The 19873-nt window shown below is 41.3% G+C and carries 16 protein-coding genes; 9 read left to right on the forward strand and 7 right to left on the reverse strand.

Features of this window, described 5'->3' with window-relative positions; genetic code table 11:
- Nucleotides 1-101 precede the first annotated feature (101 nt).
- Nucleotides 102-647: a PAS domain S-box protein gene (locus VB083_RS03850; protein ID WP_323401763.1), complete on the reverse strand. Its 546-nt coding sequence runs from the start codon at nt 645-647 to the stop codon at nt 102-104.
- Between the two features lie 235 nt (nt 648-882).
- Between VB083_RS03850 and VB083_RS03855 the strand changes: the two genes are divergently transcribed.
- Entirely contained in the window at nt 883-1725 is an 843-nt protein-coding gene (locus VB083_RS03855; protein WP_213690020.1) for a MurR/RpiR family transcriptional regulator, read from the forward strand.
- A 131-nt stretch (nt 1726-1856) separates the two neighbouring features.
- Nucleotides 1857-3662 carry an aldehyde ferredoxin oxidoreductase family protein gene (locus VB083_RS03860; RefSeq protein ID WP_213695546.1) on the forward strand — a complete coding sequence of 602 codons (1806 nt, stop codon included), beginning with the start codon at nt 1857-1859 and terminating at the stop codon, nt 3660-3662.
- 51 nt (nt 3663-3713) lie between these two features.
- Here the strand turns inward: VB083_RS03860 and VB083_RS03865 are convergent, their stop codons facing one another.
- The 4 genes from VB083_RS03865 to VB083_RS03880 form a co-directional block, all read right to left on the reverse strand.
- The gene (locus VB083_RS03865; RefSeq protein ID WP_213690022.1) at nt 3714-5858 is read right to left on the reverse strand and encodes a methyl-accepting chemotaxis protein; all 2145 of its coding nucleotides are present in this window, start codon (nt 5856-5858) and stop codon (nt 3714-3716) included.
- A 212-nt stretch (nt 5859-6070) separates the two neighbouring features.
- Nucleotides 6071-8113 carry a methyl-accepting chemotaxis protein gene (locus VB083_RS03870; protein ID WP_323401764.1) on the reverse strand — a complete coding sequence of 681 codons (2043 nt, stop codon included), beginning with the start codon at nt 8111-8113 and terminating at the stop codon, nt 6071-6073.
- Between the two features lie 183 nt (nt 8114-8296).
- Complete coding sequence (locus VB083_RS03875; protein ID WP_323401765.1) at nt 8297-8482, reverse strand: helix-turn-helix domain-containing protein; 186 nt, start codon at nt 8480-8482, stop codon at nt 8297-8299.
- A gap of 40 nt (nt 8483-8522) precedes the next feature.
- A complete protein-coding gene (locus tag VB083_RS03880; protein WP_323401766.1) occupies nt 8523-8984 on the reverse strand; it encodes a response regulator in 462 nt (153 codons plus the stop codon).
- A 154-nt stretch (nt 8985-9138) separates the two neighbouring features.
- On the opposite strand from VB083_RS03880, the gene VB083_RS03885 reads away from it, so the two are divergent.
- Entirely contained in the window at nt 9139-10536 is a 1398-nt protein-coding gene (locus VB083_RS03885; RefSeq protein ID WP_213699686.1) for a hypothetical protein, read from the forward strand.
- A gap of 34 nt (nt 10537-10570) precedes the next feature.
- Here VB083_RS03885 and VB083_RS03890 read toward each other — a convergent pair whose 3' ends face one another.
- The gene (locus VB083_RS03890) at nt 10571-12487 is read right to left on the reverse strand and encodes an alpha/beta hydrolase family protein (RefSeq protein WP_213690026.1); all 1917 of its coding nucleotides are present in this window, start codon (nt 12485-12487) and stop codon (nt 10571-10573) included.
- Nucleotides 12488-12659: 172 nt separating this feature from the next.
- Here VB083_RS03890 and VB083_RS03895 point away from each other — a divergent pair, with 172 nt between their 5' ends.
- The 3 genes from VB083_RS03895 (at nt 12660) to VB083_RS03905 (ending at nt 15553) form a co-directional block, all read left to right on the forward strand.
- On the forward strand, nt 12660-13451 hold the full coding sequence (locus VB083_RS03895) for an SDR family oxidoreductase (protein WP_213690027.1): 792 nt from the start codon (nt 12660-12662) through the stop codon (nt 13449-13451).
- A gap of 204 nt (nt 13452-13655) precedes the next feature.
- Nucleotides 13656-14402: an acyl-CoA dehydratase activase gene (locus tag VB083_RS03900; protein WP_323401783.1), complete on the forward strand. Its 747-nt coding sequence runs from the start codon at nt 13656-13658 to the stop codon at nt 14400-14402.
- Nucleotides 14402-15553 carry a double-cubane-cluster-containing anaerobic reductase gene (locus tag VB083_RS03905; protein ID WP_323401767.1) on the forward strand — a complete coding sequence of 384 codons (1152 nt, stop codon included), beginning with the start codon at nt 14402-14404 and terminating at the stop codon, nt 15551-15553. The genes VB083_RS03900 and VB083_RS03905 overlap by 1 nt, the downstream gene beginning before the upstream one ends.
- An 88-nt stretch (nt 15554-15641) precedes the next feature.
- On the opposite strand, the gene VB083_RS03910 is transcribed toward VB083_RS03905, so the two are convergent.
- Complete coding sequence (locus VB083_RS03910) at nt 15642-16787, reverse strand: aldo/keto reductase (RefSeq protein ID WP_213690029.1); 1146 nt, start codon at nt 16785-16787, stop codon at nt 15642-15644.
- A gap of 138 nt (nt 16788-16925) precedes the next feature.
- On the opposite strand from VB083_RS03910, the gene VB083_RS03915 reads away from it, so the two are divergent.
- The 3 genes from VB083_RS03915 to hutI are packed head-to-tail and all read left to right on the forward strand — an operon-like array spanning nt 16926 to nt 19856.
- A complete protein-coding gene (locus tag VB083_RS03915) occupies nt 16926-17678 on the forward strand; it encodes an IclR family transcriptional regulator (RefSeq protein WP_213690030.1) in 753 nt (250 codons plus the stop codon).
- A gap of 19 nt (nt 17679-17697) precedes the next feature.
- Nucleotides 17698-18615, forward strand: coding sequence for a glutamate formimidoyltransferase (gene ftcD / locus VB083_RS03920; protein WP_213690031.1), 918 nt, complete (start codon nt 17698-17700; stop codon nt 18613-18615).
- A complete protein-coding gene (hutI, locus tag VB083_RS03925) occupies nt 18612-19856 on the forward strand; it encodes an imidazolonepropionase (protein WP_323401768.1) in 1245 nt (414 codons plus the stop codon). Before ftcD ends, hutI begins: the two co-directional genes overlap by 4 nt.
- Nucleotides 19857-19873 lie beyond the last annotated feature (17 nt).

Below are 19873 nucleotides of genomic sequence, written 5' to 3' on the forward strand. Positions count from 1 at the left end.
TGATGTCATGGCGGGTTTACCTCCTATATCCTTTATTTTGGTTGTTTGAGCAACACCAGTATAAAGGAGAGGTGCCCGCCTTTTTCATTATCTCTTTCACTTTACCTAAGTAAACGGAACGAAACTCTGGCCCATCTACACGTTAAACGTTTTTCTCTATTGACACGAGCAGTTATATCTATTCCCAAACAAGCAACACCGGAAAAAGGGAAGTCATCTGAGGGCATTACATTATTGCACGCCCATAGAATCGTGCATGGCTTGCCATCTTTCTTTTTTATCTTTGTCTCAATACTTGCAGAAGCCCCCTGCATCAAAGCCAAGGTCCGAAGGGAAGAAAGCATACGTTGCCAATTCTCGACATTCGCATAGAGTAAAGAAAGCCACTTTCTTGAGCCTGAAAGAAATTCAAAACTATACCCTGTAACACGTTCCGCTGTTTTATTCCAAAAACGAAGGCGCCCGTCTTCATCAATAAAACATACAAGAAGATCGGGGTGATGGAGAGAGGCAGAAAACCAAAGAGAAGGGTTCTGGAACATATTGTCATCTTGTTGTTCCAGATACTCTAATTCATTTTCAAGGGGAAGAGCAATTTGCCTAGGGGGGTTGGTTTTAAAATTCTCTCCCCATTCTCCTTTTCTCATCTTTTGCTCACTCCACAGAAAGTCTTCTCATTCTTTCCTTTCTTTCACCAACAACGCTGTTCTATTGCGTGAAGAGTGAAGCTAAAGATACAAGAGTTAAAACATGAAAAATAAAATTAAAATATGCAAATATGTTAGAATATTCTCATGATATCTCAAAGGATATTTTTTTTCAACTTGAGGGCAATATCGACCTTTTAATTGACAAAGAAACTCAAAAGGGGAGACACTAGCTATGTTAAAAGAACTCATTACAGCAAAAATGAATGAATTATCCCCGGGGCAAAAGAAAGTTGCCCGCTTCATTTTAGAGAAACCACGAGAGGCCGCTTTTCTAACAGCATCACAACTTGGTTCACATGTTGGAGTAAGCGAAGCGACAGTTATCCGATTCGCCTATACATTGGGTTTATCTGGCTATCTGGAACTTCATCAGGCAATTCGGAATATGCTCATTGATCATCTATCGACTCTCGAACGCTTGGAAAAATATAGATCTTCAGGTGAAAAAGGACTTTTAGACACGGCAATGAGCAAAGATCTTAACGCTATGCAATTGGCCAGGTCTCGTCTTGATGAAGAAATTCTTCAAGATCTTGCTTCTCTTTTCGTTAAGGCTCCTGCCATCTATATCGCTGGTTATAGAAGCTCATACACTCTAGCCTACTATCTCTCATTCTACCTGTCATGGCTATTACCAGATGTAAAATTGATGCCCCTTGATACTCCATACGAGCTACTTGTCAATGCGCCAAAGCAAAGTGTCGTTGTAGGAATTAGTTTTCCTCGATACTCAACATGGACTGTTAATGTACTTTGTCATGCTAAAGAAAATGACTTACAAACAGTTGCTATAACAGATGAATATACAAGTCCTTTAGCTACCTACGCCCTTCATGTCGTGGCAATACCATACACACCAATCTCATTCATCGACTCTTTTGCCGCTCCAATAAGTACATTGAATTGCATTATTCTCAGTATAGCCCAGGAGCTTGGCGATAAAGTTTCATCTCGTCTTGAGATTTTAGAGCGCTATTGGAAGGCTAACCACTTATACGAACCTTCAATCCTTTAATTTTTAGATTAAGGAGGTGATATGCGGAGAAAAAAGCCAACACTTTTAAGGATTGTTTGTGTATAAAGAAATAGAGTTGAGAGAAGAAACATATAGAATGATAAAAGAGTGGAGAGAAGGAGGAGACACCCATGGTAAGCCGTTTAGGCACCATTTTGCGGGTAGATTTGTCTTCTCGCAAAATCAGCAAAGAAGAAGTGGATGATTCACTTCTTCGCAAGTATGTTGGTGGACGTGGATATGGTTCTAAAATTCTTTTTGACGAAAACCCTGTCAATGTTGACCCCTTTAGTCCTGAGAATCGTCTCATCTTCGCTACAGGTCCCTTAACAGGCCGTAGTGCACCTGCCGCCGGCCGTTATATGGTCATAACCAAAAGCCCTTTAACCGGATATATTGCATCAAGCAATTCCGGCGGATATTGGGGAGCTGAGCTAGCTAAAGCTGGTTGGTTCATGCTTATTATTGAAGGGAAATCGGATCATCCCGTATATATGTATATCGAAAATGATCATGTGGAAATAAAAGAAGGAAGCCATCTTTGGGGGCTCAATACGCATGCGACAACAGATAAAATCCTTGAAGAAATCAATGATGCGAAAGCAAAAGTATTATGTATTGGCCCAGGGGGAGAAAAACTTTCCCGTATAGCTTCTATTATGAACGACAAAAACAGAGCGGCAGGACGAAGTGGCGTCGGAGCCGTAATGGGTTCAAAAAATCTAAAAGCCATTGTTGTGAAAGGAACAAATTCTCCTTATGTATCAAATTCCAAAGAACTTTCTTCAGTGCTGAAAGAAAAAATGGCAAAACTGAAAGCCCATCCTGTCACAAGCCAAGGTCTTCCTACATACGGGACAGCAATTTTAGTCAATATTATTAACCAAACAGGAGCGTATCCATACAGGAACTGGCAAGGTGCATATATGGATGACGCCGACAAACAATCTGGAGAGATATTAGCAGAAAAATATCTTACAAATAACTATCATTGTTTTGGATGCCCCATAGGATGTGGACGAATAACAAAAGTAAAAGACAAAGCAGGAGAAGGGCCTGAATACGAAACAATTTTCGCATTTGGCGCATGTTGTGGCATTGCATCCATTGAACCTATTATTCGCGCCAATTATCTATGTAACGAGTACGGCCTCGATACGATCAGTGCCGGCGTCACCATTGCCGCAGCAATGGAGCTATATGAAAAAAAACTCATTGCAAAAGAAGAACTCGAAGGTGGCCCTGAACTAACCTTTGGGAATGAGGAAGCTATCGTATATTGGACAGAGAAGATGGGAAAAGGGGAGGGCTTTGGCAAAAAATTAGCTCAAGGTTCTTGGCAATTATGTAACATGTATGGACATCCAGAGCTCTCTATGACCGTAAAAAAGCAAGAGATGCCAGCGTACGATGCCAGAGGAATTCAGGGAATAGGTTTGACATATGCAGTGAGTAATCGAGGAGCATGTCATGTCAGAGGTTATCTTATCTCTCCGGAGATACTCGGAGCCCCTGAAAAGCTTGACCCTGATGATATATCACAAAAACCAATGTGGGCAAAAATATTCCACGACCTTACCGCAACTATTGATTCTTCAGGCATGTGTCTTTTCACATCCTTTGCCCTTGATGCTTCTGACTATGCAGCGTTCTTAAAAGCAGCAACAGGGTTCGACTATACTGGAGATGAAATAATGACGTGCGGAGAAAGGATCTGGAATCTTGAGCGACTTTTCAACTTGCGGGAAGGACTTATCCCGTCAAAAGAAGATACACTTCCACCTAGATTGTTGAAAGAGCCGATACCAGAAGGACCTGGAAAGGGAAAGCTCAGTCGAGTTCCTGAAATGCTTCCCGAATACTATAAATTACGAGGTTGGGACGAAGAAGGAGTACCTACGGAAGAGACACGGAAGCGCCTTGACCTTACGTCGTAAATTTTATTACGAAAAAGGGCCGCTTTACTGAGCGGCCCTTTCTTATCTAGTCTACGCTTCTGCTGGAACAAGTCCTGTGCTTTGTTTCTTTTGCTCTTGTTTAAGTTTAAATTTAGAAACAGCCTGTTGCATATCCTCACTCAATCGAACAAGCTCGCCAGCAGCGCCAGCAATAGATTGAGACACCTCTCCTTGCTCATCCATAGAGCGAGTAATTTGTGCCACTTGATCTGCAATCTCCTGACTTGTTCTAGCAACATTATCCATTCCTGCCGTCATTTCCTGAGCACTTGCAGACTGCTCCTCCATTGTTGCAGCAATGGTCTGAACACTTTCGTTCACCAAGGCAATTTTATCGACGACATCATCAATAACAGTTTTAGTCTCAGCTGCTTTTTCTACAAGCACATTAACCTTTGCCTCTGAGCCCTTTTGGTCATTTGTCGCTGTTTTTGTTCGATTCGCAATTTCAGAAATTACATCGCTTACCTGCAAAGCAGCTCTGCTTGATTCTTCGGCAAGTTTACGAACTTCTTCTGCTACAACAGCAAAACCCCGACCGGCGTCTCCAGCTCGTGCCGCTTCGATAGCTGCATTAAGAGCTAACAAATTTGTTTGATCTGCAATCTGGGTAATTGTATTGACAAAACCAGTAATACCATCGACTGAACCGGCAAGTTCATCTATAGCAGAGCCCACCTTTTTACCGGCTCCCGCCACCTCTTCAACGAGGCTGGCAATAGCATCAACAGCCTTTCCACCTCGCTCTGCAGCTTCGGAAATCTGAGATGCGCTCTCCCCAGCCTCCGATGCAGTCTTAGCTCCAGACTGGGCACTGGCAGCCACTTCTTGAACACCCGCATTAGCTTGTTCGACGGCCGCCGCAGAGTCTTGAGTATTTTGACTCACTTTTTCTGTCAAGGCGACAACTTGCTGAACGGAAGCAGTTCCTTGTTCTGCTGCTGTATTGAGATTTTCTGCTCTTTCAAGAACTTTTTCCGCATTTTCACGAATAGCCGCAACAACTTCGCCTACCCCCAAAATCAAGGTATTAAAAGCACTTACAAGCTCACGAATTTCAGTTACTGAAGAAGATGTTTCTAACTGTATAGAAAGATCTCCTGTGGAACTTATCTTTTTAGCCACTTGAACGACGTGATTCAGGGGAACAGACAAGCTTCTTGAGAAAGCAAAAATAACGAGTACGGCAATAGCAATAGCAATTAATACACCAATAAGAATAGCTTTTCGAAGAGCAGATATAGCTGCCAAAGCCTCATTCTGAGGAGCTACAGCACCAAGAATGAAACCATTTTCAAGAGTCTGATAGGCAACAGCTACAGGTTCACCGTTCATATCATGAACAAAGAGGCCCGATTTTTCATTAAGCATCTGATTAGTAAATTCAGCTAAATGTCCGCCTTCTATCTCTTTAAAAGAGGGGCCTTCGAAAGAAAACTCGGGATGATACATAAACTGAAGATCTCTATTGAGCAAAAAGGAGTATCCTGTTTCGTAGAGATGAATATTTTGAAGAGTATCCCGTACAAAAGAATAATCAAAAAGCATTCCTATGATGGCAATAACCTTTCCCTCAACCACAACAGGCATAGAGTAGGGAATCATCTCTTCGCCACCTTCTCGAACGACGATATCTCCCCACACTGCTTCTTTAGTGTCCAGAGGACGCCAAAACCAAGAGGTCTCATCTTTTTCTCGATTTAAAAGATCTGCAACTACATAGGGAGTTTTTTCAGAATATCTAAAAATGGAATTTTCGTTCTCCCTCGAAAAACTCACCATATGTACTTTATCGCCTTCAAACTCCTCAGGGTTGAAGCAAACAAAAATTTCGCGGGTTTCATCAACCTGCGCACCAAGTTCTGAAACGAATTGGACGTTCGTAGCCGCAAACTGTGCAACATAGGAATCCATTCCAAGTGCTCGTGCCATAACAGGTTTAAAGCGAGTCTTTACTGTAGCGTTCAAGGCAAGAAGTAAACCGTTAAATCGACCAAAAGTATTATCGAGTGTTTTAGCAATACGTTCTGCTTCAGAGGTTTCATAAGCCACTGCAGCCTCACTTAAAGCAGAAGAGCTCTTTTGAAGGGCAAAAAAACCTACTCCTCCAATTGCTGCAAGAATCAAAATAACGACGATAGCAGTAATGCGCGTCCCAAGTTTGTTAAAACCCATACATCCCACATCCCCCTTGCAGAAAAATAGCCAATATAATTCATGGTACATACAGTTTAATCTAGTTGTCCCATTTCTCAAGTCTTGTTGTAATATTTTTATTATTTAAAATAAGAGTCCCCACAGGCTATTCACCCATGGGGACTCTTATTTTTTATATTTGAAATATATCTTCTTTAAACTTTTAGGTTATTGATTATAACATTAACCTTTTATTTTACAGGAACTAGACCTGTTCTTTCTTGACCTGAATCAACTCTGAACTGAGAGACCAGACTTAAAAGTGTTTCCGCAGCCTGAGACATGTTTTGTGCTTCCTGAGCAATTGTTTCTGCTGCTTTTGTGGTTTCGGCAGAAGCATTTTTGATGTTACTAACTGACTGAACAACTTCCGTTGTAGATTCTGTAACAGTTTGCACTGCGCTTGTCATTTCTTCGCTAGATGCAGCCTGCTCCTCGGAGACAGCAGCGATACTCTGAACAGCCTCAGAAACTTTAACAACTGCAGCAACAGCCTCGCGAAGTTTTTCCTGCGCAGAGGAGGCCTGATTCATGGTTTTCTCAAGTATCCGACCAGTATCATTGGCGGCTCCAATAGAGCTTTCGGAACTCTTTTGAAGTTCCACAATAAGGACTTCTACTTTTTGAGCTGCCTGGGCTGACTCTTCTGCCAGCTTTCTTACCTCTTCGGCAACAACGGCAAAACCTCGTCCGGCATCTCCAGCACGAGCAGCTTCAATAGCAGCGTTAAGAGCCAGTAAATTAGTCTGATCGGCAATAGAAGTTATGGTTGCAACGAATCCAGAAATATCCGCAACTGAACGTCCAAGAGATTGGATCGTTTTAACTCCTTTTTTCGAACCCTGAACAGCTTCCGCTATATTATTAATAACTGAATCTACATCCTCAACGGCTGTTTCCGTGATCTCAACTGCCTTTGAAGATCCTTCCGCACCGTCAGTTGCAGATTTAGCCGCAGATTGAGCACTAGCAGCCACTTCCTGAATAGAAGCGTTTGTTTCTTCCAAAGCTGAGGAACTGCTTTCAGACATTTCCAACACTTGGTTAATAGCACCGGCAACCTCTTCCATAGAAGCAACAGTCTCCTCTGATAACGAGGCTAGAGTCTCTGCTCGCTGTGATGTATCTACAGCTTCGTTCTTAACAGAAGAGACAAGATCACGAAGGCGATCGACCATACCATTGAGGTGTTCTGAGATACGGGCTATTTCATCTTTACCCTTTGTATCAAATTTTGTTGTGAGATCACCATCTGCAATCTTGTTTGTCGCTTCTTCCATATGCCGAATAGAACGAGCCAAGCCTCTCGCAATAGTAAAGACTATAAGAGCAATAACGATAATGGCTATAACCGAAACGATAAGCAATACCCCTGTAAGAGAACGGATAATCTTAGTAATGACAGCGAGAGGGAAAAAGACTGCTAGAGGAAGCCCATGTTTAGTAGGTGCATAAAAAACGATTTTGTCGACTCCTCCATATGAATATGTTGCCCATCCTTCTTCACCATCAAGCATTTTTTGGGCTACATTTCTTAACGCTTCAGGGAACTTGCTGTCTTTCAATAAATTAGACTTCATAACATCTTCAGCATGAGGAGAAGAAACGATAAGTCCATCATGAGTGATTAACATTGAATCTCCCGTCTCATAAATTTTTAGAGACGCAACGATCTCAGATAGGCTCGACAAATTTACATCTTCGGCAACAACACCAAGAAGAGCTCCTGAATTATCATAAATAGGCATAGCAATAGATAAAACGACTTCATTGGTCACCATATCTATGTAAGGATCGGTAAGAACAACTTTGCCTGCATTGACTGCCTGTTTATACCAAGGTCTTTCACGAACATTGTACCCTTCCGGCTCTTTCCATCCTGTTCCGTCAGCGAGGCGACCATTTTTCTCTATTCCCATATAGATGTTCATAATTCCTTCTCTTTTGTTCCGATTGGTCAAATTGGTAACAAAATTTTCAATGTTATCTTCATCAGTTAGATTCAGGTAGACCCAACTATGACGTAGTGATTCCGCTGAAGTATTGAGAATACCTGTCAAACGCTCAAAATAACCATCAATAAGAGCTGTCCCTTCTCGCGTTGTTTCAATACCGGTCTTATTAATCGTATCTACAAGAATAGATTGTCCTCGATAGTACGTAATTCCCGTCATTACGGCAATCACGATAAGAATAACTGCTAGCATCCCCCAAAGTCTGGCTTTAATCGTCACGTTGGCATGTCCCCCTTTGTGTAATTTGAAAAATATTCAATAAGATATGATTAAAAATCATATCTGGTTTTAGCCACGTGACAATAAAAAAACCAAATATTTCATATTTTATCCTTTTATTTCATGGATAGAGAGCTTATTTTCCTATATAAAATAATTAAAAAGAAGGGGATAGAATGGGCTTTATTTAATATATAGAAACTTCTTCAGCGGTCTGCCCGCAACTTGATACTCAAGAGTTGAAACAATCCTTCCTATATTCAACAAATAATGAAGGTATCTCCACGTCGTCGTTCGCGAAAAGCCTGTCAATTGAGCTATCTCATCAATAGTAGCTGCTTCCTGCAAAGAAGAGAGAGTTTCTGCCATTTGTTCGAGAGTTTCTTTTTGAATTCCATTGGGAAGGTAGCTAAAAAAAAAGTCTCTCTCGCTGAGCTACAATAACTTCGTCAATCGTGTTTTGCATACAAATTTTAGGAAGGGTACTCAGAAGTTTTTTCCTGTCCTGACATATATAGAGAGCCCTTCTAAAACGTTCGAAGGAAAAAGGTTTTAATACGTAATCGAGAGCTCCCAAGCTTAAAGCCTGTCGAACTGAAAATTGATCTGCTTTTGATGAAACCACTATAAAAGCTGTCATAGGGGATATACGATGAATACGCCCCACAACCTCAGCAATATTCTCCGCTAACCCCAAAGGCTCAAAGACAACGAGGTCGATCTGATTTTTTTGCAGAGTAACGCAAATATGAGGCAAAGACGTAGAAATACCTGCTACATAAAAACCAGGAACTGCAACTATAAACTGCTTCATAACCGAAGCCGTCATTAGATCTTGATCCACAAGTAAAACAGAAAGCTTTTCTTCCATATTCTTTCCTTTAGAGAACCTCCTTTTCAAAAACTAAACTATGTAAACATTATTCTAGCAGGCAAACTATTTTTACGGTGGACGAATAAACGTCCATCCTGTACTATGGTTTTTAAATTAACTTTAATAAAAGGTGAAAGGAAGTGAAATCATCGTGCATGACCTCTACGAAAAGATGTCTTTTATCCTCCATGGAGGCATTTTAGACCGATTTGCCGACTATCTTTCGAATTATACAAATCGAGCCCTTCTTTTGGAATCTCGAAAGGATGAACTTATTCTTCTTGAAGCTGTTGGCATCACTCCTTCCAGCCTTATTCTTTCTGATAAAAACGAACATATTGCTTCACTTTTTTCAAACCAGATGTCTTTAAGCCCTTTCCCAATTAACGTAGATTTATTTTCTTGCACATGGAAATGGGGGCTTTCCATAAAAGGCGAAAAATGGTCATTTTATCTTCTTCTTGATCAACAACCATCTTCTTCATTCCTGGAAACATTGCCCGCTTTTGAAGGAATCATCGACATCTGGCAATCTTTCAAAGAAAAAGAAAAGATAGAGCATCGTCTTTCTCGCCTTGACTATATGATATTAGCAACAAAAAGTACTCTTGCTTCTATCTTTGAGCCTATGCCGCTTGAATATTTCGCCGCTTTTTTAGGCGATGTTATACGAGAGAGTCTCTTCCCAGAAGATTTGTTGATCCTTCACGATGACGGAGACATGCTTCATCTGCTCGAAGGGAAACTTCATGCCATACCAGAACGCGACGCTGTTCTGACTAAAAGGTTTCTCACTTCTGCGCCTCTTCCTATCGATGAAAAACACAAAAATTTCTTCGGAGAAAATCATTACGCGCAGCTTTCAAAAAAATGGACCGTTTTTCTTCCTGTTCTTAGTAAAAAGCAGCGACTTTATTGTCTTTTAAAATGGAATAGAGCATTAGAACAAGAGGATTTGAATTTTCTTGAACTTCTTGGCAACATTGCTTCCAAAGCGCTATCGATTTCCTGCCTTCACGAAGAAAGGGATAGTGCTGTTAAACAATTGACAAGTCAAACATTTGCTCTTCAAGCTCTTCACAATGCAACACTGCATCTCATGCGACAAACGGAGAGACGCAGTTTATTAGATAGTATTCTTGATATGTTCAGCGAAGTAACCCAAAGCCATAAAAGTTTAATCGTCGCTTGGGATTCTGAAAGACAAAGTTACGTTTTCCATGGAACTTATCAAGACGGGAAAGTTATTCATTCAGGCAAATGTCTTTATAGTTGCCCTCTCTCTATCACTGATCCCAATATTTCTATTTTTTCTTCTTTTGAGATGGCCTCTTCCTTTTTTGATTTTTTAAACGCTCCCGAATTACTGGCTTTTGAAGAGATTCAGGGAGCTGACATTATTGTCACTCTAACTGAAGGGAACATATTCCGAGGTTTTGTTGCATTATGGTCGACAAGCAATGTTGATTTCAATCTTTTGGAGAATCTAGCAGAAACAACAACAGCAGCTATGTGCTGTTTTTATACAAAAAGGGGTTTTCTTAACTGAAAACCCCTTTTTGTTCACTTCCTCTTACTCCCGTTTATTCTTTAACCCGTCCCTGAAGATGACGCGCTAAAAATTTTTCCATTGCCCGATAAAAATCAAAACGATTTTCCTCATTTCTGAAGCCGTGTCCTTCATTTTCTTTTACCATATATTCCACATCGACACCTCGCCTACGTAGCGCTTCTACTATCTGATCAGATTCGGCCTTTTTTACACGAGGATCGTTAGCTCCTTGAGCAACAAAAAGCGGGGATTGGATCTTATCCGCATGGAAAACAGGGGATGCCGCTCGGAGCAACTCCTTATCTTTCTCCGGATCACCTATTTGCTCATACATCATCTGACGACCTAATTCCCAATAGGGGGGGAGAGTTTCTAAAAGAGTAAAGATGTTAGACGGTCCGACATAATCAACTCCACATGCATAAAGATCGGGAGTAAATGCCAATCCAGCCAAAACCGCGTATCCTCCATAAGAAGCACCATAGATGCCTATTTTCTCCGAATCGGCTACTCCCGTTTCGATAAGCCACTGCACTCCATCGGTAATGTCATCTTGCATTTTGCGGCCCCATTCTTTGAAGCCAGCGACCCAAAAACTCTTACCGTAACCAGTTGAGCCTCTGTAATTCATCTCCAAAACAGCGTATCCTCTATTGGCCAAAAATTGTACTTCGGGACTAAATCCCCATGTATCTCGAACCCATGGCCCACCATGAGGATGAACTATTACAGGAAGATTTTTAGGCTCAACTCCCACTGGAAGAGTTAAGTATCCATGAATAGTAAGGCCATCCCTTGCGGTATATGAAATAGGCCTTGTGGAAGCCATCTCTTCTTCTTTAAGCCACGGGCTTAAATCTGCAAGTTTTTTAAAGTCCCCCGTCTTACGATCGTAGAAATAATAAGCTCCTAATGTCCTGTCACTACCTACATAAACAAGCATCCGATTTTCATCTCGGGTCATACTTGCCACAACAACATCATAACCTGGAAGCTTCTTTTCAATTGTGTTTTGTATTTCTTCCCTTTCTGAATCAAAAAACTGATAGTGCCCCTTATCTGTTATATATCGAACACCTGTAATAACTTTACGTTTTTTTGAGCGAAGAAGCCCGTAAACATCAACATCAGGATGTTCATATATCATATCAAGAAAAGCCCCAGTCTCCGGGTCATAACGATAAATAGCGCTCTTATCGCGGTGGAGATTCGACGCCACGTAAAGATAGTTATTGTCAAAGGTAAAAAATAGCGGATCTATAGAGTCCTTGAAATTCGTCGTTACAACAGTTCTAAAAGGCTCCGTTTCGGTTTTTCTATATAGAAGACTCGTTTGTACACCATCGCTCCGAACGGCAACCCTTAATTTCCCGTCATTATCTGTGAGCCATCCTGCAATATCTCCAGGATTTTCAGCAACAAGAGTAAGTTCTCCAGTCAAAATATTAATTCTATACACATCGTAAAGACGTGGATCGCGGCGGTTCATAGCAATAAGCATCTCGTTTTCCACATCTTCCAAGTCATCAACAACAGAAACCCGTACATTAGAAAAAGGCGTTAGCTCTTTTCTTGTCTGAGCAGTTATATCAACAGAGAAGAGATGGTAATTTTCATCTCCTCCTGAATCTTGAACATAAATAATCTGATTGTTTCCCTTCCAGAAATATCCGGCTATATCTCGAGATATAGCCTCTGTAAGGCGCTTCGGTTCACCATTGGAACCTACTTTTTGAACATATACATTCATCCTTCGTTGCCATGGTTTCATATATGCTAAATATTCTCCATTTGGAGAAAGAGAAAAAGATATTTTTTCAGGATTTTTGAAAAAATCTTCAAGAGAAACAAGGGGAGGCAAAGCTGCGGAAGCACTTCCTGCATTCCATAACAAAATCACAACGGCCAAACTTGCGACAAGAACGGGAAAAAATAAATGTTTAGACATAGAAATCTCTCCTTTGAGAAATGTATTCTTTATTTATAAATCCAGTTAATTTTATCATGAAGAATATCTTCCTTTATCCGATAAAATGCCGAAAAAGTAATCTTGCCTCTTGAATAAAAACAGAATTTACAGAATACTATTATAAAGTTTTTTGAAAGGGAGGGGAAAAGAAATGGATCTTGGTATAAAAGGAAAGGTCGCCCTCATCATGGCATCAAGTAGTGGACTGGGTAAGGCAATGGCCCGACGTTTTTTAATGGAGGGTGTTGTTACAATGATGGCCAGCCGCAACGAAGAAAAATTACGTCGTGCAGTTGAAGAACTCACGGACGATACTGGTGTTACAGCTTATTATACGGCTTGCGATATTACACAAGTAGAGCAGATAAAAAATCTGGTGCGCGTTACTACTGAAAAACTTGGACCTATATCGATTCTTGTTAATAATGCAGGAGGGCCACCTGCAGGAACCTTTGAAACTTTCAATGATGAAGCATGGCAAAATGCTTTTGAGCTTAATCTTCTCAGCTACGTCCGTACAATTCGAGAAGTTCTTCCTTTCATGAAGGTTCAAAAATGGGGACGGATCATCAACTCCACATCATCTTCCGTGAAACAGGTTATAGAAAATCTTATACTTTCGAATACATTCAGACTGGGCGTTATTGGATTGACAAAAACTCTCTCACAAGAACTCGCTCCTTACAACATTCTTATTAATGCCATAGGACCAGGACGTTTTGACACACAGAGAATACGTCAGCTCGACCAGGCTTTAGCTGCAAAAAAAGGAGTCTCGGTTGAAGAAGTAAGTCGCCAAGCAATAGATCAGATACCTTTAGGACGATATGGCATGCCTGATGAATATGCCCGTCTTGCTGTTTTTCTCTCTTCTGAAGCAAATAGCTATATTACAGGACAGACAATCATCGCTGATGGAGGAATGGTTAAAGCGGTTCTTTAAGTTCAATAATCGTTAATTATTATCAAGCACGTTTTTATAGAAGCCAAGGGAACCCCTTCCTTGGCTTCTATTGTTATTTCTCTTCTCTTTGGTTATAATTTTTATTCGTATGAAGAATTAACCAAAGAAGGATATAACGTTGGGAGATGAAGGCCAATTAAGAACACGCATAGACGCTCTTCTAAAAACACTCAGGTAATTGGCATAGATTGGGGTAGTCGCACATCTAAATGGGTTTTGATGAATGATAAAGAGATTGTCGACTATTCTGTTCAAGCAGCAGTTCCAGGTAAAATCCAAGATTTTATAAAAAGTCTTCCTGATGCTTCTATAGTTGGTTTAACAGGATATGGACGGCATCGCCTCAAAGATTTTATTCCTCGGGGGAATGTAATAACAGAAATTACAGCTCATGCCACCGGAGCTATCATGATGGCACCAGAAACTCGATGTTTACTCGATATTGGCGGACAGGACAGCAAAGCCATATGTATGAATGGGAAAGGACATGTTCTTGATTTTCGCTTAAATGATAGATGCGCTGCCGGAACAGGACGCTTTTTGGAAAACATGGCCCATATTCTCGGACGAAATATTAATGAACTCATTACTCTGGCCCAAAATGAGGAAAAAGGTGTTCCCATTAGCTCAGTATGTGCCGTTTTTGCTGAGAGCGAAGTGATCTCTCTTCTTAATGACGGCATCAATGAGGGCAAAATCGCTCGGGGAGTTTTCAACTCTATGACAGCCAAGATCGCTCCTCTTTTAGGTGCTCTTCCATCAACAGAAAAGATCGCTTTCAGTGGCGGAATTGCCTCTCTTGAAGGAACCGCATCTCTTCTTTCTGAATCTCTTCCATGCTCTCTCGTGACATTGCCCTTTCCACAACTTATAGGAGCGATAGGTGCAGCAGTCAAAGCTCTTAACGTGGCAGATAAGGAGGAATACTGATGACCCAATCAACTGATCAGATTTTTGACGAACTTCGAGAACATTTGCGTGATGGTACTGTATATATAAAAGAAGCAAGTGAAGCGGGAAGAAAGGTTGTCGGTTACTATTGCGCCTTTTCCCCTAAAGAGCTTATTTATGCAGGAAAAGCTATACCTGTCGGACTTTGTGGTACTGGAGAAAAAAGTATTGCTCCTGCAGAACAACATCTTCCCCGCAATCTGTGTCCTCTTGTTAAATCTAGTTACGGATACGCATTAACGGATACGTGTCCATACCTTCACTTCTGTGATTTTGTAGTAGGAGAAACAACGTGTGACGGCAAAAAGAAGATGTACGAATTATTAAATAAAATAAAACCTACGCACGTTATGCAATTACCACAAACCAATAGTCGCCCAGAAGATTTCGAGTATTGGCGAAAGGAAATGTATCTTCTTAAGAGAAAAATCGAAGAGACTTTTCACGTTGCTATCACTGACGATGACCTTGAGAGGGAAATTTATCTTCTAAACAGGGAGCGAAAAGCTCTCATCGAATTTTACCGACTCGCAGCCCTTACACCTCCAGCTATTACGGGACGAGAGATTCGCGTTATGACAGAATACGCAGACAAGACCTTTGACAAAGAACAACTAATTAAAAAAATCGAAAAGATTACTCATCTTGTTAAAGAAGCTTGGGATAAAGGGGAACGGCGAATTTCACCATCAAAGCCGCGCATACTCATTACTGGATGTCCTATTGGTGGGAATGTTGAAAAAGTTATCGAAATTATAGAGGACAATGGAGGGGCTGTCGTAGGATTTGAAACATGTGGCGGCCTCAAATCAGTATCTCGCTTTGTGGATGAGAACAAACATCCTATGGACGCATTGACAGAGCGTTATCTACAGATCAGCTGTTCATGTCTGACTCCTAATAGGGGGCGCCTTGACCTACTCTCCGATATTATTGACGAATATCATGTTGACGGTATTGTGGAAGTCGTTTTACAAGCATGCCATACCTACAATATAGAAACCTATACTATTCGAGAATTTGCTCGGGAACAAAAAAATATACCTTATCTTTCTTTGGAAACCGATTACTCAAGAAGCGATACAGGACAACTATCGACACGTATTAGCGCTTTTATAGAAATGTTCTAACTCTGCAAAACCTAATATCAGGCAAGTCGAAGAAAAGACTCAATAGTTTTATCTTCGGCTTGCCTTTTTCAACAAAGATCGCCAAATCCTACTCTTTTTCCTTGTCTGCCTCAAAAAGATCAACAACATCTTTCAAATACTGTCGAATAGGAAGGTTCTGAGGGCAAACTTCCTCGCACGCTCCACATTCGACACATAAACTTGCCCTCTCGTAATCTTTTACGAATACAAAATATGTATCTTTTGCCATCTTTTCATCATCAAACATGAAAGCCATATTATAGCGATTAAAGCATTCAGGAATATTGACACCCTGCGGGCAAGGCATGCAATAGCGGCAATTTGTGCAATCCACTTTCATCCGTTTCTTATATTCATTTTTTACCTTTTCCACAATATCCAGATCATGATGGGAAAGAGTGCCAGGTTCTCCCTTTTCAGACACAATGATGTTCTCTCTCACTTGGTTAAGGGAATTCATTCCGCTTAGAACAACAGATACTTCGGAGTGATTCCACACCCACCTTAAACCCCAAGCAGCAGGGCTCATTTTTTCTTCCGCTTCTTGCCATAGATTCTGAATGGGCTCTGGAACATTCGTTGCCAACTTGCCGCCTCGGAGAGGTTCCATAATAATAACGCCAAGGCCACGAGAAGCAGCTTCTCTCAATCCCTTAGTTCCAGCCTGATAATTTTCATCAAGGTAGTTGTATTGAATCTGACAAAATTCCCAATGCCATGCATCTAAAATTTCTTCAAAAAGCTCATACTCTCCGTGAAAAGAGAACCCTGCATGGCGAATACGGCCATCAGCTATAGCCTTTTCAAGAAAAGAAAAGACATCGTTCTTCACCATATTATTCCAACGTTCTCTATTTAATGAGTGAACCAAATAAAAATCTATTGTTTTTGTCTGTAAACGTCGCAATTGTTCATTAAGAAAGGAGTCCATATCTTCATGCTTTTCTACAAGCCATGATGGGAGTTTCGTTGCGAGATAGACTTTATCACGGTAGCCATCGAGTAAGGCTCTCCCAACAAAGGGTTCGCTCATCTCGTTGTGATAGGGCCAAGCCGTATCTACATAATTTACGCCATGATCAATAGCATAACGCAATATTTTTGTAGCTTCGCCCTCATCAATTATTCCTTCAGAAGTTAATGGCAAACGCATGCATCCAAAACCAAGAATAGAGAGTTCTTCATCCATCCCCGGCATTGTTCTGTAATTCATAGTTTCTCCCCCTTTCGCTCTTAATTTACAGTATAGCAAAATGATGGCAAAACCCTCTATAGTTGACTTTTTATATACATTGGAGTAACGTGATTACTGATTTGGGACAATATGTCCCATTCTGAAAGGAGTGTATAGATGATACCTTCTTCTTCCCGTCATGATACTATCCATCGCATCATTACTATCATGGAAACTTTGAGTAAAGCAGACAACCTTCTGAGTATTCGAGAAATAGAAGAACAAACAGGCATTCCACGAACAACTGTCCATCGCTTTCTTCATTCCCTGCAAAAAGATGAGTGGGTCTATCAAGATCCAATTACAGAAAAATTTAGGACTGGCATACGTTTTTATCTCCTTTTCAATCGACGAGCTTTCTACCATGAACTGATTCAACTTTGCGATCCGCATATGAAAGATCTTCTTTCTAAAACAGGAAAAACCGTTCTTCTTTCTGTTCTTAATGGAACTGGAGGAAAGTGTATTCATTCTGTGGAACCGGAAACGGCATTGAAATTTGTCGCCCATAAGGGAATGGCTATTCCTCTACATGCAGGAGCAACGGGGAAAATACTTCTTGCCTTCGCAAAACCTGAAATTCAGGAAATCGTTCTCTCGCAAGAACTTGAACGTTTTTCTTCAAAAACTATTACCAATCCAGATCAACTCAAAGAGCAAATTAAAAAAATTCAGACGGAAAAATACTCTTTCAGTCAAGAAGAATGGATGATAAATGCCGGAGACTTAAGTATTCCGGTTTTCGACCATAGCAATCAATTTATCTGCCAGCTTGGCCTTGCGGGCCTTTCTTCAAGTTTTGACGGCCAGGTTGAAATACTTCTGAACCTTCTTAAGGAAGCAGGAAGACAAATATCATCACAATTATAAAAATGGAGGGATTTTACCCATGCCGAAACTCATAGAGTGTGTTCCGAATTTCAGTGAGGGAAGACGGCAAGATGTTATGGATGCCATTCTTGCCCCCTTTAGGCGCCACCAGGGATGTTACGTTCTAGACTCGAGAGCTGACGTTGATCACAATAGGATGGTTGTGAGTCTGGCAGGTAAACCTGAAGCTATCTGCAACGCTCTTATAGAAGCATCTAAAGTAGCTCGAGATGCCATAGATCTCAACTCTCACCAGGGAGCTCATCCACGTATTGGAGCTATTGACGTTATTCCATTTACTCCTATTTCAGGAATCACAATGGAAGAATGTGTCGAACTCGCCCATACCTTTGGAAAACGATTTTTTGATGAGCTTGAAATTCCAGTCTATTTCTATGAAGAAGCAGCTCTCAACCCTGAAAGGAAACGCCTTGAGGTTATTCGAAAAGGACAGTATGAAGCTCTCAAAACCGAAGTAAGGGAAGAAAAGCGCCGCCCCGATATAGGAGAACCTTGCCTCCATCCCACGGCAGGTGCAACAGTTATTGGAGCTCGAAAATTTCTTGTCGCTTTTAATGTCAATCTCAACACAACAGATGTTGATATTGCCAAAAGCATTGCCCGTCATCTCCGTGCTTCTACAGGAGGCTTTACCAGCGTTAAGGCTATAGGCCTTGCCTTGAAAGAAAAAGGACTAGTGCAGGTTAGCATGAATCTCGTTGATTATGAACAAACTGCCATGTACAGAGTGCTTGAGCTGATCAAAGCAGAGGCAGCCCGTTGGGGCGTAACGATCAACGGGACAGAAGTATACGGCATGATCCCCGCCGCAGCTATTCTTGAAAGCTCTGCTTACTATATGCAAATAGACGATTTTAAGCGAAATCAGGTTTTAGAAATCAAGTTGCTTGAATTGATGGGAGAGGAACAAGCATGATTACATCACTCTTCCGAAACGCAACTATTGTTACCCCAGAATCTAAAGACAGCCCACTCTCGGGAAAAGATCAGGGAAAAGTTAACACCATTTCTCATGGCGCAATCTATTGCCGTAATGGCCTCATCGAAAAGATAGGAGAGGAAGGTTATGTTTTAGAAGGTCTTTCTTTCCATGATATTGATATGGAAATCGACTGCCAAGGCTGCTGCCTTATCCCTGGATTTGTCGATCCCCATACTCATATTTGCTTCGCGGCGAGACGAGAAAAGGAATTTGCTTTGCGACTTGCCGGAACCCCCTATCTCGACATTTTAAAGGCAGGCGGAGGCATTCTTTCGTCTGTGCAAGCCGTAAAAGAAGCAAGCGAAGAGGAACTCTTTCAGACAACTCTTGAAAATGTGCTTTCCGCTCTCTCCTTTGGCACAACGACAATTGAGATAAAAAGCGGATATGGCCTTGAAACTGAGACTGAACTGAAGATGCTGCGAGTCATCCGTCGAATTCAACAAGAAACACCCCTTGACGTCGCCATCACCTTCATGGGAGCCCATGCTATTCCAGAAGAATATAAAGAAGCCCCGGACACCTTTGTCAACATTCTTACCAACGAGATGATCCCTGCCGTTGCCGAGCAGGGAATAGCTGAATTTTGCGATGTATTTTGCGAGGAAGGTGTTTTCACCATTGAGCAAAGTCGAAAAATTCTTCAGGCAGCGCAAAAATATGGGCTCAAATCACGAATCCACGCTGATGAGGTTCATGATACAGGAGGCGCAGGCCTTGCAGCAGAACTTCAAACAGTATCAGCAGAACATCTTCTTGCCGCTTCAGAAGAAAATTTAAAAGCCATGGCTCAAGGGAAGGTTATTGCCAACCTTCTTCCTGCAACAGCATATAGCCTTCGAAAGCCATACGCTCCCGCACGACGCATGATTGAACTTGATGTTCCCGTTGCTCTTGCTACTGATTGCAATCCTGGATCGTGTTTTACCGAATCCATGTCCTTTGTTTTCGGTCTCGCAGTAATGAATATGAATATGACCGTGGAAGAAGCTCTTGTGGCATCAACAATTAACGCGGCATGGTCTCTCGGCATGGAAGATCGTATAGGCAGTCTCACAGTAGGGAAGCAAGCCGACTTTTTACTTCTCGATGGTGAATCTCCCGCAATTCTCGCCTATCATGCCGGCGTATCACCAGTAATTTCCGTATATAAAAAGGGAATTTTAGTTGCATAGAAAATTTTTCTGACTCA

The sequence above is a fragment of the Aminobacterium sp. genome, from assembly GCF_034926885.1.
Classification (GTDB): Bacteria; Synergistota; Synergistia; order Synergistales; family Aminobacteriaceae; genus Aminobacterium.